The 14437-nt window shown below is 42.6% G+C and carries 15 protein-coding genes; 1 reads left to right on the forward strand and 14 read right to left on the reverse strand.

Annotated elements, in window-relative coordinates; genetic code table 11:
• Positions 1-199 precede the first annotated feature (199 nt).
• From M1F17_RS16015 to M1F17_RS16035, 5 genes are read right to left on the reverse strand one after another with little or no spacing between them, the layout of a single operon-like run.
• Positions 200-970, reverse strand: a complete 771-nt coding sequence (locus M1F17_RS16015) for a class I SAM-dependent methyltransferase (protein ID WP_164565465.1) — start codon at positions 968-970, stop codon at positions 200-202.
• A gap of 13 nt (positions 971-983) precedes the next feature.
• Positions 984-1334 (reverse strand): cupin domain-containing protein, encoded by a 351-nt coding sequence (locus tag M1F17_RS16020; RefSeq protein ID WP_004257847.1) that lies wholly within the window; start codon positions 1332-1334, stop codon positions 984-986.
• Between the two features lie 36 nt (positions 1335-1370).
• Entirely contained in the window at positions 1371-2111 is a 741-nt protein-coding gene (locus M1F17_RS16025) for an ABC transporter ATP-binding protein (RefSeq protein WP_004257851.1), read from the reverse strand.
• Entirely contained in the window at positions 2108-3127 is a 1020-nt protein-coding gene (locus tag M1F17_RS16030) for an iron ABC transporter permease (RefSeq protein WP_318837062.1), read from the reverse strand. The genes M1F17_RS16025 and M1F17_RS16030 overlap by 4 nt, the downstream gene beginning before the upstream one ends.
• A complete protein-coding gene (locus M1F17_RS16035) occupies positions 3120-4208 on the reverse strand; it encodes an ABC transporter substrate-binding protein (protein WP_318837063.1) in 1089 nt (362 codons plus the stop codon). Before M1F17_RS16035 ends, M1F17_RS16030 begins: the two co-directional genes overlap by 8 nt.
• A gap of 95 nt (positions 4209-4303) precedes the next feature.
• Here M1F17_RS16035 and M1F17_RS16040 point away from each other — a divergent pair, with 95 nt between their 5' ends.
• Positions 4304-5020 (forward strand): Crp/Fnr family transcriptional regulator, encoded by a 717-nt coding sequence (locus tag M1F17_RS16040; RefSeq protein WP_004257865.1) that lies wholly within the window; start codon positions 4304-4306, stop codon positions 5018-5020.
• Between the two features lie 39 nt (positions 5021-5059).
• On the opposite strand, the gene M1F17_RS16045 is transcribed toward M1F17_RS16040, so the two are convergent.
• The 9 genes from M1F17_RS16045 to M1F17_RS16085 form a co-directional block, all read right to left on the reverse strand.
• Positions 5060-7117: a TonB-dependent receptor family protein gene (locus tag M1F17_RS16045; protein WP_164565468.1), complete on the reverse strand. Its 2058-nt coding sequence runs from the start codon at positions 7115-7117 to the stop codon at positions 5060-5062.
• 169 nt (positions 7118-7286) lie between these two features.
• Positions 7287-8018 carry a hypothetical protein gene (locus M1F17_RS16050; RefSeq protein WP_072503036.1) on the reverse strand — a complete coding sequence of 244 codons (732 nt, stop codon included), beginning with the start codon at positions 8016-8018 and terminating at the stop codon, positions 7287-7289.
• Positions 8003-8698 (reverse strand): hypothetical protein, encoded by a 696-nt coding sequence (locus M1F17_RS16055; protein WP_164455968.1) that lies wholly within the window; start codon positions 8696-8698, stop codon positions 8003-8005. The genes M1F17_RS16050 and M1F17_RS16055 overlap by 16 nt, the downstream gene beginning before the upstream one ends.
• The gene (locus tag M1F17_RS16060; protein WP_094961076.1) at positions 8695-9429 is read right to left on the reverse strand and encodes a hypothetical protein; all 735 of its coding nucleotides are present in this window, start codon (positions 9427-9429) and stop codon (positions 8695-8697) included. Before M1F17_RS16060 ends, M1F17_RS16055 begins: the two co-directional genes overlap by 4 nt.
• Before the next feature lie 84 nt (positions 9430-9513).
• The gene (locus M1F17_RS16065) at positions 9514-10110 is read right to left on the reverse strand and encodes an ATP-binding cassette domain-containing protein (RefSeq protein ID WP_164456349.1); all 597 of its coding nucleotides are present in this window, start codon (positions 10108-10110) and stop codon (positions 9514-9516) included.
• A 14-nt stretch (positions 10111-10124) separates the two neighbouring features.
• The gene (locus M1F17_RS16070) at positions 10125-10901 is read right to left on the reverse strand and encodes an ATP-binding cassette domain-containing protein (protein ID WP_004257884.1); all 777 of its coding nucleotides are present in this window, start codon (positions 10899-10901) and stop codon (positions 10125-10127) included.
• Positions 10895-11707 carry an ABC transporter permease gene (locus M1F17_RS16075; RefSeq protein WP_004257889.1) on the reverse strand — a complete coding sequence of 271 codons (813 nt, stop codon included), beginning with the start codon at positions 11705-11707 and terminating at the stop codon, positions 10895-10897. The genes M1F17_RS16070 and M1F17_RS16075 overlap by 7 nt, the downstream gene beginning before the upstream one ends.
• Entirely contained in the window at positions 11704-12672 is a 969-nt protein-coding gene (locus M1F17_RS16080; RefSeq protein ID WP_180312113.1) for an ABC transporter permease, read from the reverse strand. The genes M1F17_RS16075 and M1F17_RS16080 overlap by 4 nt, the downstream gene beginning before the upstream one ends.
• Entirely contained in the window at positions 12672-14225 is a 1554-nt protein-coding gene (locus M1F17_RS16085; RefSeq protein ID WP_242452126.1) for an ABC transporter substrate-binding protein, read from the reverse strand. The genes M1F17_RS16080 and M1F17_RS16085 overlap by 1 nt, the downstream gene beginning before the upstream one ends.
• Positions 14226-14437 lie beyond the last annotated feature (212 nt).

Raw genomic sequence — 14437 nt, forward strand, 5'->3', positions numbered from 1 at the left:
CATTATTAGAATTGCTGTTATTGAATCTAAAAAATAAATCACAATGCATAACTAAATTACTGTTTATTATTTTATCAAATAATTATTATCAACAGTAACTAAGAATCAAGATAAATATAAGAATTATTATTATTAACAACAGATAATGAAAGGTTATTCAGTACTAGTCACGCATCCTTGCGCAAGATCTTCCTATTAATTACTTCACGCTAACGACTGCAATATAATTCAACTTTCCACGATTTTGCCGAAAATGACGGAACATACGCAAAAATTGGGGACGATTTTCTTTCTTCAATGCATTACGGATAATCTTTAGGGCACCCAAAATGCCTTCATCGTAAATCAACCCTTTTGGTGATAGCAACGTCATTGGCCCAGTGTGAGATACCACTTGTTGGAAGCCCGCTTGTTGAAATAATTCTACCCATTGCGCTTCAGGTAATGGCTGTGCTTTAACATTAATCGCTTGCTGCATTTGGGAAACCACACTTTGAACAGCTTGGGCATCCTTAAATGCAATATCATGGGTTAATAAACAGCCACCCGGTTTTAGTACTCGATAATACTCCTGCAATAGCTTCGCTTTCGCTTTATCGCCGTACATGGTTAGCATGGCTTCATTAATAACCACATCAAAACTGTTGTCCTCAAACGGTAGTTTTGATGCATCCGCCATTTGGATTGCCACTAAATCTGCTAGCCCTTTATTCGCAACATTCTTTTGTGCTTGTACGAGCGCCTGCTTGTCCATATCAATACCCGTAATATGACAATGGAATTGGGAGGCAATTTCAATGGCAGTGGTTCCCATATTACACGCGACTTCAAGAACTTGGCTGTTCTTGTGTAACCCTGATTGGCTAAGTAACCATTCGGTTGCTTCTTTTCCCCCTGGGCGTAAACGTTTTTTCCCCAAGCGTGCTAGAAATTTGTGCCCTGCTTCGTGGGCGGTAAATGATTGGTCCATTTTCACCTCCAAGTTAATGTGTACAAGCCGTTTCAGGCTCACGTAACATAACTAACAGCATTTTTGCGGGCTCAAGCGCATCTACCGCATGAGGAATATTAGCAGGCATTCTGACAACTTCCCCCGGTTTAGCCATTACAGGCTTTCCTTCGATGGTAAGTTGTAAGCTCCCTTCAACAACCATCACAATCGCATCAAAAGGGGCGCTGTGTTCAGACAGCGCTTGGCCTTTATCAAAAGCAAATAAGGTGATATTTCCCCCGCCATTTTTCGCTAATACGCGGCTTGCAATACCTTGTTCAGTATAATTAATTAACTGATTGATAATCAGCGCTTCTGAAGGTGTTATTGTGTTATTGCTCATCGTTTAATATTCCTTAATTCAATCGTTTTCATTCAGTTATCTAAATAGCGGAATGACCCCTTGGGTCTGCCGGCCTTGATAATCCATTGGCGTAATTGCGACGGGTAATTGGTACAGTTGTGTCAGGTTTTCTTCCGTTAAAATTTGTTCAGTTTCACCAAATAAACAACCGCTGCCGTTAAATAACAACAGTGAATAATCAGCGATATGCAGCGCATGTTGTGGATAATGACTCGTGAATAAGATAGTCATTCCGCGATGTATGGCTAAATCACGTAAAACGCTGAGCACACTGTCTTGGTTGGCAAGGTCCAATGCGGATGTCGGTTCATCAAGAATCAGAATTTCTGGTTCGCTGGCTAATGCCCTCGCAATCATGACCATTTGTTTTTCCCCGCCGCTGAGGCAGTTAAAGGGTTGGTCAGCAAATTTGCTTATGCCTAAGTACGCTAAACACTGCTCTACAATTTGGTTATCTTTTTCATTGGGTGAGGCATACCAAGGTAAATGACGAATACGCCCGAGACTCACCATAGTGCGAACAGAGTAATGAAACAGTGAACCACTAAGCTGTGGAACATAAGCGACGGGTGCATTTAGGGAAATATTGCCTGTTGATCCTTTTTGTAAGCCGAGTAGTAGTTTTAATAAAGTTGTTTTTCCGCGGCCATTTGGCCCTAAAATCGCGCCAATACTGCCCTTTGGTTGCCGAAAACTAACATTCGTAAATAATTGGCGTTGGGCTATTTTGAAATTAAGGTGTTCAACTTGGATCATAAATCGGCCACCTTTTTATTCAATGTGTGGATCAGTAGTGCAAAAATAGGGGCGCCGATCAGTGCGGTGATCACACTTAATGGAATTTCTGCATTCGTCATACTGCGTGCAAAGGTGTCGACAGCTACCATATAAATCCCACCAATGACCGCACTGGCAGGCAGTAATATCCGGTGATCATGCCCTACCATTAGCCGTGCAATATGTGGAACAATCAGCCCTACCCAGCCGATGGTGCCGGATACCGCCACTGTCGCACTGGTGATCAAGGTTACGCTGAGTAACACAGCCCAGCGGGTTCTATTAATTTTCATTCCTAAAGCTTGTGCATTTTCTTCCCCAAGGGACAGCACATTGATACGAAAACGCAGCGCAAAAATGACCAAGACACAGACCAGCACAACCGGAAAAACAATATTGAGTTTGAGGTAAGACGCACTGGCAAAGCTGCCCATAAGCCAAAAAACAATGGTTTGTAACGTGTTGTTTGGGTCTGCAAAATAGGTAATTAACGAAATTAATGCAGCAAAAAAAGCATTAATAATGACTCCAGCAAGAATCAACATTAATAGCTGGCTGCCTTGGCGATTCAAACCAAGTAAAAAAACCATCACGATAGCCAACAACCCACCGATGAAAGCCAATGAAATGGTGACCAACAAAGAAGAAAATAATAAAATAGCTAGCGCGCCACCCAATGCAGCCCCTGATGAAACACCAATAATTTGCGGCCCAACTAATGGGTTGCGGAAAATACCTTGCAAAGCAGCCCCCGCAACCGCCAGCCCAGCCCCTGCCGTTCCTGCTATCAGAACACGCGGTAAGCGCACATTCAGCACCACATTTTGTTCCGTTCGGCTATAGTTCCCCATCATTTCATTACCAAAAATAGTGTCATAGAGAATATGCCAAACCGCGGAAAACGAAACTGGGTAACGCCCACAGCTTAGGGCCAAAACAAAAGTCAACAATAAGCAAATGGCAAAAACGAACCAAAGATATTGGGGCTTACGCATGCGGTTCCCCCATTAAAGAAAGGTAGTGTTGGCTACTTTTGTTCATCTCTATTTGCAAAATTCCGTCAATTTGCTCATCTGACACGTCATAGCCATAAAGTTGCTGATATCTAAGGCGAATTTCCTCACGCAATGGCATTTTCATCGTTTCTGGGTGAAAAATCATCGATAACCATTGCCAGTACAGTGGTGTTTCTTGGTTTGGTGCATCCCAGATAAAACCACCAATAGGGAGCTTATACACACGCTGGTTTTTCACGGCGGTGACTTCACTTAGCATAGGGTTGCGGTAAACATCAGCTGGCGATAACCCTTCTTCGAAATTACCTAATAGAATAATGTCAGGGTCCCAAACCAGAATTTGCTCAATATTGAGGGTTCTTGGCCCAGTGAGGTCACGGTTTAAGCTCACCCCACCCGCCAGTGCAAAATCTGCATTGTTGTGTGATGTTGAGCCAAATGTTTGAATACTCTGGTTAAAATGGGATAAATACAGGACTCGGGGCTGCTGCGCTTCTGGGATTTTAGCGGTGGTTGCCGATAATGCATCGACAACTTGTTGCCGCCACTGGATCATCTTTTGCGCTTTATCATTGTGGCCAAGTGTTTGCCCCATTAGGCGAACCCACTCTTGCGTATAGCGTTCTTGCCCATAATCTAACGTAGCAACGGTGAGCCCTGCATCACGCATAGGAGAAATAATGTCATCTCCTCTATGCCCCCATTGCCACACTAAATCGGGCTCCACATTAAGTAATGCTTCAATGTTTGGCGTAAAATTGTTACCCACCACATTTGAATTCACCTGTAAAACAGAAGAAAACATTTGGCTTAGCATGCCATCTCGCGCAGCAACCTTTGCAAAAGGATGCATTCCGACTAATTTTTCACTGCTTTCATCCATGCCAACTAACATCGAAGCGGCAGGGATTGGGATCACGACAATACGTTTTGCAGGGGCTGATAAATGAATTTTATCACCTGACATATCTGTGAAATCAACGGCTTGTGATGCATATACATTGGCTATTCCACCGAAAGTTAGAAAAACGGCGGCGAGTCTAAAAGCATTATTTATCATAGGGTTATTCAGCTCTCTGCTAACATCTCAATTGATAATGTGTATGATTATCATTTATACTTAAGCCATTCTAAGACGGCGTAAGAGGATGACCTATGACATTTGTCAAAAACGTTTTCCCCCATGCACAATCACTCAATGCCCTTAAATCGTGCTTACTGTTTAATGGGGTAGAAGATGAGAAACTGGCATTACTGCTGGAAAATTGTGGCCATATTCGCTTTAAAAGTGGTGAAATTCTGAACCATGAAGGGGAACCATTTAAGCATTGCCCCTTGATGATCAGCGGGCAAATGGAAGTGTATCGCCACACCTATTTGGGTGAAGAAAAAATTTTTGGTTTGTTTTGTACGGGGGAAATTGTTGCCATCGCAGCCGTTTTTATGCCTCACAACCGTTATCCCATGAGTTTACGGGCAAAAACCGACGGTGAAGCTTTGCTACTTGATAAACGCGATATTTTACGACTATGCCATGCCTGCCCGCAAATTATGGAGAAACTGCTAAGGCGTTTTAGTAGCAAACTATATGAGAACATTAACCATATCGACTGGCTAACTTCGAGTTCTGCTGAACAACGGCTAGCGGCCTATATTCTCGATTTAAAGCATAAGCAACTGACTTCAAATATTGTTTTGCCTTTATCTCGGGGCCAGCTCGCGGCTAAATTAGGCATACGTTACGAAACACTCAGTCGGTTAGTTTCTGGGTGGCGGCAAAAAGGGTTTATTGATATCGAGAAAGACACTGTGCATATCCATAATGAAAACTACTTAACGAAATTATCTATTTCTGCACAGCGCCCATTTTAAGAATAACGCATTAACGAATATTAATGCGTTTATTCATTATTAGAAGTTATAGGTTACACCACCATTCACATTAAAGCCCATACCGGGGAACAAGGTGCTATCTTTTGCTGTGACGGTCTGATTAGCAACTGATGTTGTCGCATAACGTTCATCCGTTAAATTATCCATCGATAAATACACAGACCACTGCTCTGTTGGTTTATAGCTACCTTTAAGCCCTAATACGGCGTAATGTTTACGTTTTTGAATATCGAGATTGTTTTGGTGATCAACAGCCATATCCGTTGGCGCCCAATGAATATTTGGCCCGAAGCTCCAATCCCCAATTTCATATAACACCTCGGCAGCGACAATATTGCGAGGAATACCTGCGATATAGTTGCCGTTATACTCTCCCCCCATAAAACGGAAATCATTATAAGTCCATGAAACTCGGTAATTGATATCCCCCGGCCCTGCGCCAACACGTCCTGTCAGCCCAGCTTCTAAGCCTTGATGGCGGGTTTTCGCGGCATAATTAAACACGCCAACAACCGTCCCTGCACTGTCATAAGTGGTAATATACTCATCTTTAATTTGACTGCGGTACAGCGCAAGGTTCCATTTCAACCCATCAGTGACATCCCCTTCTCCACCAATTTCATAAGTAATGGCTTTTTGTGGTGAGAGTTTCGTCAGTTTTCCATTGCTAGAGTTAATAATTTCCCAAAATGTTGCAGGTTCTTCACTCGCACTGATATTAGCAAAGTAGCGCTGGCTTTCCGTTGGGCGCCAAATAACCCCCGCTTTTGGTGTCCAAAATGTCCAACTTTGGTCTAACGACAAATGACTTTGCCGTTTTTCTACGTCACGGCGTGCATGCGTACCTTTGACATCTAAGTTAACTGTCACTGTTGGTGTAATATGTAAGTCTACCCCCACACTGCCATAGAGGTTTTCAGCTCGGCCATCATATTTGCCTATTTTTGTTTTGTCTGCCGGTGTCCCTTTACGGTTTTGCATTAATTCAGTCTGCAAGGTCATTTGGTCCCATGCAAGTGCCGTACGGTATGTCACGGGTTCAGTTTCAATATTATAGGTGAATTGTAGCCCTTCACTGTGGCTGCGGCTAAAACGGTAGTAAGCGGGAGTAGTAAAATTATCATGAGTACGAATGTGCCAAACTCCAGCGCCAATCGCTTGGTTATCCACTTGCCAGTCAGAGCGGTTAGCCACTCGGAATTGCTCAACATTACGGTGTGGGTCACGTAGCCACACCATCGGGTACACATCTGTAGGGTTATTATTGAGTACCTCTTCAGAAACAGGCCCCGCAACGTCAAAGCGCAAATCTGTCCAACTCAACCAAGTTCGGTTTTCAAAATTATTAGTCACATAACCAAAGTTGCTGCGTAACGTTTTACGTTGAGAAGCAGAGTGTTTGCGATAGCCATCAAAATGGTCATAAGTGAAATTAACACGACCATCAAATACCCCATCGTCAGAAACGCCACCAAATGCCGTTTGTAACCCTTCGCGACCATGGGAGCCGTACTCATAACGTAGGCGGCCTTGCTCGTTTCGACCCGTGTAAGAGAGCACATCCAATTCACCTCCCAAACTATTACTTTGTGGGTTAAGGCTATTTGCGCCGCGGCGTACACTCACCATCCGCGCATCACGCATTTCTAAGGTGCTGATGTGAAAACTGCCGTCTGCATCTGTTGCAGGTAAGCCATCTTGGAGCAGCAATACACCACGAGCAAGCGGTGCGCTTTGTACTCCAGACCCACGAATATTCAAACGTGGCTGGTCAATCCCCCCAAAGAAATTTTGAATCACTAGCCCTGGCTGATAATCAAGAGCATCTTGTAAGGTCGCAAGGCGAGTCTCTTTTTCGATAACAACTAAATTTGTTCCGCCAGCCACTTTTTCAAGCTTGCCTTTTTCTTGCTGTTCACTCGGTGACAAACGGCTTTGACCTGTTGAAGACGTGACGATCAGTTTGTCCGATGTCACTGCTGGTGCAGCGAACCCAATTGGTGTCGCCAAAGTTCCTATACCTAAAGTGAGTGCAATACAATGCGCCAATTGGTGCCGTTTTAAACGATAAGACATATATTCACCCCAATAACAGTAATGGTTATCATTTTCATTTAAGGGGTTTAAAATAGAGGATGGGTTTAGATATCCCTATGACATTTGTCAAAAATGCCTAGAGTGAACTTCGTTTTCAGGCTAATCACACATGTAATTAGCCAAGTGGCACTTTAAGTTACTGTGGGTATCAAAGTATCAATAGCCCATTTTGATTACATGGCAATTTATCATCACGATCCCACGTTAAAACCAATACAGATAAGTCATCTTGAACTGAAAATTCACTTCCTTCAATAATGGCTTGTTGCTTTTCATTATCACATTCAGCCCAAAAACCATCTGTTGCAATAATTAGCCGACAATCCACCTCAGTGACTTCTTTATAATCAAGTAAAAATGCTTTTTGTAAATTAAAACATCGAGTGACTATTTTTCTATTTTCATCCTTCAACATACTTTGTACAAAAGGTTCGCCGAGTGGATTAGCACCAGTATGAACATTAGTAAGCCAATTTATCGATTTATCTTTTTTCCAGTTACCTAAACGAATATCTCCCGTATGAAAACAGAAAACAGATTCCCCCGAATTAAAAGTTCCAATAACTAATAAGCTCGCCTTCCCAATTTTATATTTAGCTTTAGTTCCTTTAAATCCAAGCTGTAAAATATGATCAACGATATTTTCAGTTAAGTGGCTCTGCTCTATTGAATTTAATTCTTGAATAACTATCTCAAAGAAGAATTTAGCCATTTCAGTAGTAGCTGGAGATGACGTTGAAACGTCAAAAGCAATCACCAAATTAAAATTACCTCGGTCAATTAACGCATATAAATCTTTATTTTGTTTTCTATCAGCACCCATTTGAGTTGCAAATAACCATGAGAGCTCTTTAGCTGTTCGCGTTAATGTTTGATGCATTGGGTTAATCTTTCAAAAATAATATCTTCTCGTGAACGAACTCCTTGGCTAGTGCTCTGTACTGCCATTTCAAAATCATATTCATGAATCAATAAAGCTAAATTATTTGAAATATATTCTTTTAATGCTGTATTTGACTGAGAGATCTCTTCAACAATACTTTCTCTTCCATCGAAAATATTTAAAATATCTTCAATATCTCGACTACTTAATAAATCACCATTCCCTCTACCTAGATACGCCTCTAATTTTGTGGCAATAAAATATTCAGGCCGAATTAAATTTATAGTGACATTCTGAGTTAATTGATATTGGCATGCCATTTCTACAGCTTCTTTGTACCAGCGATTACTAAAACCTAATACATTTTGGTCTACAGGCATAAAGTCAACTTTGAGTTCACCAATTAACATTCGGCAGATAACATCATCAAAAGGATCTTCCCTGAACCCTCGTTCTCTCAACTTTTCTTGTAATTGGCTCCACTTAGCATAACCAACTATATCGACCACCAAGTCAACATCATCAGTATATCTAATTTGCTCTTTGGTATATTCATCAGTGACTAACAAGCCTGTAGTACAACCGCCAACAAAAACAACTTGAGCTAATAGCTCTTCACCTAATGCATCTGCAACCACCAGTAACATACTTTTTTGTAAGTTAACCTTTTCGCTCATTTAACTTCCTCAAAAATGATTTTTAGTTTTTCTAAGGATAGATTGTGCTCTCTCGGTCTGCCAATCCTAACCGCATCAACTAAAGCTAACATTGCATACAGCCTACTATCTAATTGAACTGCACGAATAATATTAGAATGTAATGGCTCAATAGCAAATCCTTTTGTCTTTCCTCTTGGATCTGGCCATACAAGAGGAAATTCTCCTGATGTCATTAGTTTTCCTTTTAATACAGGAGCTGCTATTGATGTTGCAATCCCCCTTGTCAGCTCACCTTCCTTTGCAGGAAAAACATACTTGATTCCAAAAGCAATAAAATCAAATAAAGCCTTAGTATTCACCTTGGGAATCGCTAATCTTCTATCTGGCTTCGCTAGACCAACATCGTACATACGATTTAAGCCTAAACTGATTTGTGACTTACTAATTCCTGTCAAAAACTCAAGGTTTCTGACAGAAAAACGGCTTTTAATCGCGCTTTCCTCATTATAACTAGGCTTTAGCCCTTTTTCTGTCCATTCATCCTCTACGACGACTAAAATATCATCATCAACATGAGCTAAAGAAAAATCCGCGGATGACTCTCCCGAAGCATCCTGCCCCCCAAACATATCCCCCCAATCAACTTTACTTTCATATAAATGAAAAGTATCACTATCGAAATTCTGACGATTCAAATCGATATGCATCGAAATTATTTTTAAAAGAATCAGTATATCTTGACTTTTCATATTCTAAATTCCGCCTTGTCTCACGTCCTAGGACACGGGACGATTATTAATAAAAAAATATTTTTGTCAATACACGAACTTCATCTAGGTTTTGCTAACTCCCCAAATACGGCTACACACTTTCTCTAATAACGCTTTGTTATGGCTAAAAATAACCATTGCGAGTGGTCGCTCTTCGGATAATTTCACTAACAACTGCCAAATTTCTTTTTGCAAATTGGCGTCTAACTGTGCGGTGATTTCATCGGCAATTAAAATTTTCGTTCGCGGGTCAAGGGCTCGCAGTAACGCAATACGAGCAAGTTCACCACCCGATAACTCACTGGGAAGCCTTTCAAGCCAAGCAGGTTTAATCGAAAAGCGCTCTAACCAATGGGTTTCTGGCTGCCAAGCATCAAATAAACTCGCCCCCACCTTGCGATAGGGGTTAAAGCTTTTTTCGGGATGTTGGGGGACTAATTGAATTGGGCAATAACCTTGTTGAGGTAACGGTTGCCCTTCAAACAAAATGGTTCCTTGGGATGCCTTTTGCCACTGAGCTAATACTCGGCCCAACGTGGTTTTCCCAAAACCACTGGGCGCAGATATCCCAAGACGTTCACCGCTAGTCAGTGATAAGCTAAAGCCATCCCACACCCGCTGCCCACCTTGTTCAATGCATAAATTATTTACTTGTAAAATAGGTTCAGTGATACTCATTTACTTGCCATAAATTGATGTTCCGGTAACGCATTCCACAACGATTGCAGCCATTTTCCACCACCACCTTGTTGTAGCTTTTGGCTGCTTAACACTTCTTCCAACGCTCCATTACGCAATAAGGCAATACGGTCAGCAAAACGCACAGCCATGGATAAATCATGGGTGACCCATAAAACACCTCGGCCATCGTGGCAAAGCGATTTAATGTTTTCGAGCAGTTGTGTAGCATGGTCATCATCCAGCCATGATGAAATTTCATCCGCTAAAATATATTGCGCGCAAGAGAGTGTCGCACTGCTGGCGAGTACCCGCTTTGCCATTCCACCGGATAACTGGTTTGGGTAGCTATCCACTAGTGAGCTTTGCAAATTATATTGCTGTAAGTGCCGCGCAACATCGTGCATTTTAATATGCTGCCCACTTAACACTGCGGCACGTTCTAATTGTGGGCCGATACGAATTAATGGATTAAGTGCGCTAACCCCTTGAGGTATATAGCATAATACATTACCACGGTGCTGCGCTTTGTTTTGTTCGGTCAGTTTTTTACCATTAAGGTGAATACCGCCACGACAGCGCATATTATGGGGAAGTAACCCCAAAACACTCTGTAATAACAAGCTCTTGCCTTCCCCGCTCCCACCCACCAGTGCAACCATCTCACCGGGCCGAATATCCAATGAAATCCCTTGTAGTAACGGAGCCCAACGCTTGCGCCCTAACCAACGAAATTGCGCGACATCCACGGTGAGATTATCAAGACTCAACATACGGCCCCCTTCAACCAAAGCTGCTGCAAGGCTTTAGCAAATTGGTCAAATAATAACACTAGCCCAACTAAGGCAATGCCTGGGAAAACCACCAGCCACCAAGCTCCTGTGCTGAGATAACGCAATGCATCGGACAATAAAATACCCAGTGAGGGCTCATGGGGCGATAAACCAAAGCCTAAGAAACTTAACGCCGCACTGTGTAAAACCGCATGGGGAAACATTAACAACGTTCCTACCATCCATTGAGGCAAAATCATCGGTAAATAGTGATAACGCCAGCGGTAAAACGCACTGTTACCAATACGTTGAGATAACATAATATAATCTGACTGGCTAACTCGTTGTAACTCCGAACGTAAAATTAAGGCTAATTTTGGCCAATGCGTCAGTGCAACGGCCCAAATCACCCCCATTTTTCCGCCACCCAGCGTAAAACAAATCAATACCAGTAATAAAAGATGTGGCAATGCCAACATGGCATCAATAACGCCACGCACTACATAGTCCATCACTTTGCTTATTGAAGATAAACCGGCCATGACAAGTGCAATAAAACCACTGGTAACCGCTGCCATAAGGCCGATTTGCAAGCTAGTTGCCACACCTTGAAAGGTTCTGGCAAATAAATCACGCCCTAAATTATCTGTACCAAATAGATGCGCCCACGAAGGTGGCAAACGCCTATCGAGTAAATTCATTTCAATATCATTGAGGGAGAGACCAAACGCATAGATACTGACAACAACCAGCAAAAGCAACGAAAAAGCTAACTTAAATAAAGCGCGATTAGGGTTATATGTCATGACGCTCTCATCACTCCCTTATTCACTTTTTTTAGTAGGCTGTCAGCTACCGTATTGCTAAAAAATATTATCGCGGCACATAACATGACGATCCCCATCAACAAGGGAATATCTCCACGTAGCCCCGCATCTATCGTCGCCTGACCTAAGCCTGGATAGGCAAATACTTTTTCTGCTAATAATGCCCCACTTAGTAATTCACCAATAGAAGCAAACTGTAAACAAATTGCGGGGGTAATAGCATGTTTTAGTACATGAAACCCAATCATCGACCAACCATTATCCCCTTGAGCCTGTGCGTAATGAATAAATTCACTGCTCATCACTTCAACAACTTTGGCACGTGTATGCAATGCGATATTACCCACGCCTAATATACCCAACGCAATGACAGGTAAAACTAGGTGATGAAGTTTCTGTGAAAATGTTGCCGTTTGCTCATCCAAGCCTATCGGCCAAGCACAGCATATCGGAGCCCACTGTAATGTCACCGCAAACAAAGACAACAACAGCAAACCTACCCAAAAAACAGGAATTGAAGCCAGTAAATAGCATAATGTTGAGATGAGTTTGTCTGGCCAGCGGTTTAAATAACGCCCAGCCACTAAACCCAACGCAAAACCAACAACTCCAGAGAACAGCCAAGAACTAATAAGTAGAGCTAAAGAAGGCACAAGGCGGTCAGCAATCACTTGAATTACTGGGGTGTTATAGAGCATGGAATAGCCAAAATCCCCCTGTAACACTTGTGAAAACCAACGCCAGAACTGTACCCATAATGGCTGATCAAGCCCCCATCGCGCGGCAATTAGCGCGTATTGCTCAGGGGGAACATGCAGTAAGTCATTGCCAATATAGGCTTTTATTGGGTCGATAGGCGAGTAACTCAGCAGGATAAAAATTCCCGCTGCCGTTACGGTTAATAAACAAATAAATCGCAATAAAAGCCCGAGTGCGGTTCGCATTACTGACAGGTCCACGCCCATTCATCGACATTATTTAACACTGACCAAGAGCCATGAATCTCAGGGGCACTAGTCCCTAAATCAACACAATTATTCAGCAAATAAATATGTTGCAGGTTCATTAACCAAGCCCATGGAGCATCACCTTTAATACCAACACCCGTGTTACCGTTCCAATCCACTTGTTGCCATAATGGAATCGCTGCCTCTTGGTCAGCTTGTGCTAACGCTTTTTCGATTAGTTCATCAACTGCCGCATTTTTATAATAACCGGGGTTATAAAAACCAACACCAGCTGCTTTGCTGCTGTAATTATGGACAATTTCCATCGGGTCTAAGCTTCCCCAACCAAACAGTGTTGGGTTAGCATGCATCTGTAGTTCAACGGTTTCCCAACTTCCCGATTTTAAATCCATTTCGATACCAATCGGTTTTAAGCTTGAACGGATTGCCTGAGCAAGGTCACGACGTGTGGTATCACCACTGGCATACCATAATGTCAGTTTCGCCACTTTACCATTTTTCTCACGTAGGCCTTCTTTATTCAGCTTCCACCCCGCCTCTTCTAAAATAGATTTGGCTTTCTCAAGGTCACCATCTTTAAAAGCGGAGTCTGGGTTATTCCATGGCAGCCCTGCGACGCCAGTATAAGCCGGTACGGCAAAGCCTTCTAATACGGATTCTGCCAATAGTTTACGGTCAAGTGCATAGTTAATCGCTTTACGGACAGCAACATCAGAAGTGATGTCGTTACCGATAGGGTTACCTTGAGCATCTTTCTCACCCGCGAGTGGAATCGGGAAAGAGATACCGCGGTTTTCCACGCTATAGCGCTCAACCAATTTCATGTTTTTCACATCATTAGCATTCGCTGCTACTGCGGCAGGGATACGAACGATTTCCAGTTGATTGCTTTGTGCCGCAGCAAAGGCCGCATCTTCATCAAGGAAGACAAAGACCATTTTACCAAAGTCATTTTTTGGCCCTGCATAATACGGATTTTGCTCGACAATCAATTGCTGCCCCGGCTGGAATGCGACTAAGCGATAAGGGCCTGCGCCAATCGGGTTATGTGCATAGGTTTTCGCATCATATTTATCTGCACAAACAATCCCTAGCGAACCTAGTACATTAACAAAGGTACTTTGTGGGGAAGATAACGTGATCTTCACGGTTAGCGGGTCAACTTCTTCTGCTTTGGCAAAGTTGCCCATATCCACCTTACCGCCACTTGCCGCGGCATTGTTATAAGTAAAAACCACATCTTTGGCGGTCAATGGTGAGCCATCGGAAAATTTTAAGCCTTTTTTCAGCTTAAGTGTCCACTGTTTACCATCGGCATTATGTTGATAACTTTCAAGCATATAGCTATGCCATGAGAGGTCAGCCTTTTGTTTCAGTAATGGGCTATGCAACAGTAGATAGCTGCCATGGCTCCACCCAAGCATAGGGTCAAATCCTTCAGTGGGCTCTGAACCAATAGCTAAACGTAAGGTTTGTGATTGAGTAGGTTCCACGGCTTGAGCTTGCAGTGTGAGCCCCATCAGGCACATTGCTGCAACGATATTTTTAATCATACATCCCTCTATAGATAGGTTTTATTTTTTATTTCAAACCACCAATGCCGTTATTTTCATTGGTGTCGCTATCGGTGAGATATTCGCTATGTGTAGAGTAACCAATATGAGTTATATTAAATTTAATGCCCTGATTGCTAGGCGCTACATCAATAGAACAGCGAATTTATTAGAGAAACCGTCAAAAT

Origin of the sequence: Providencia sp. PROV073 (assembly GCF_033688125.1) — a bacterium.
GTDB lineage: Bacteria > Pseudomonadota > Gammaproteobacteria > Enterobacterales > Enterobacteriaceae > Providencia > Providencia hangzhouensis.

Bases quoted from the DNA above. Each gene is read 5' to 3' on its own strand.
- M1F17_RS16015 (WP_164565465.1), bottom strand. From the start codon at position 970: ATGGACCAATCATTTACCGCCCACGAAGCAGGGCACAAATTTCTAGCA.
- M1F17_RS16040 (WP_004257865.1), top strand. From the start codon at position 4,304: ATGACATTTGTCAAAAACGTTTTCCCCCATGCACAATCACTCAATGCC.
- M1F17_RS16060 (WP_094961076.1), bottom strand. From the start codon at position 9,429: ATGAAAAGTCAAGATATACTGATTCTTTTAAAAATAATTTCGATGCAT.
- M1F17_RS16030 (WP_318837062.1), bottom strand. From the start codon at position 3,127: ATGCGTAAGCCCCAATATCTTTGGTTCGTTTTTGCCATTTGCTTATTG.
- M1F17_RS16045 (WP_164565468.1), bottom strand. From the start codon at position 7,117: ATGTCTTATCGTTTAAAACGGCACCAATTGGCGCATTGTATTGCACTC.
- M1F17_RS16085 (WP_242452126.1), bottom strand. From the start codon at position 14,225: ATGTGCCTGATGGGGCTCACACTGCAAGCTCAAGCCGTGGAACCTACT.
- M1F17_RS16070 (WP_004257884.1), bottom strand. From the start codon at position 10,901: ATGTTGAGTCTTGATAATCTCACCGTGGATGTCGCGCAATTTCGTTGG.
- M1F17_RS16050 (WP_072503036.1), bottom strand. From the start codon at position 8,018: ATGCATCAAACATTAACGCGAACAGCTAAAGAGCTCTCATGGTTATTT.
- M1F17_RS16025 (WP_004257851.1), bottom strand. From the start codon at position 2,111: ATGATCCAAGTTGAACACCTTAATTTCAAAATAGCCCAACGCCAATTA.
- M1F17_RS16080 (WP_180312113.1), bottom strand. From the start codon at position 12,672: ATGCGAACCGCACTCGGGCTTTTATTGCGATTTATTTGTTTATTAACC.
- M1F17_RS16055 (WP_164455968.1), bottom strand. From the start codon at position 8,698: ATGAGCGAAAAGGTTAACTTACAAAAAAGTATGTTACTGGTGGTTGCA.
- M1F17_RS16075 (WP_004257889.1), bottom strand. From the start codon at position 11,707: ATGACATATAACCCTAATCGCGCTTTATTTAAGTTAGCTTTTTCGTTG.
- M1F17_RS16020 (WP_004257847.1), bottom strand. From the start codon at position 1,334: ATGAGCAATAACACAATAACACCTTCAGAAGCGCTGATTATCAATCAG.
- M1F17_RS16035 (WP_318837063.1), bottom strand. From the start codon at position 4,208: ATGATAAATAATGCTTTTAGACTCGCCGCCGTTTTTCTAACTTTCGGT.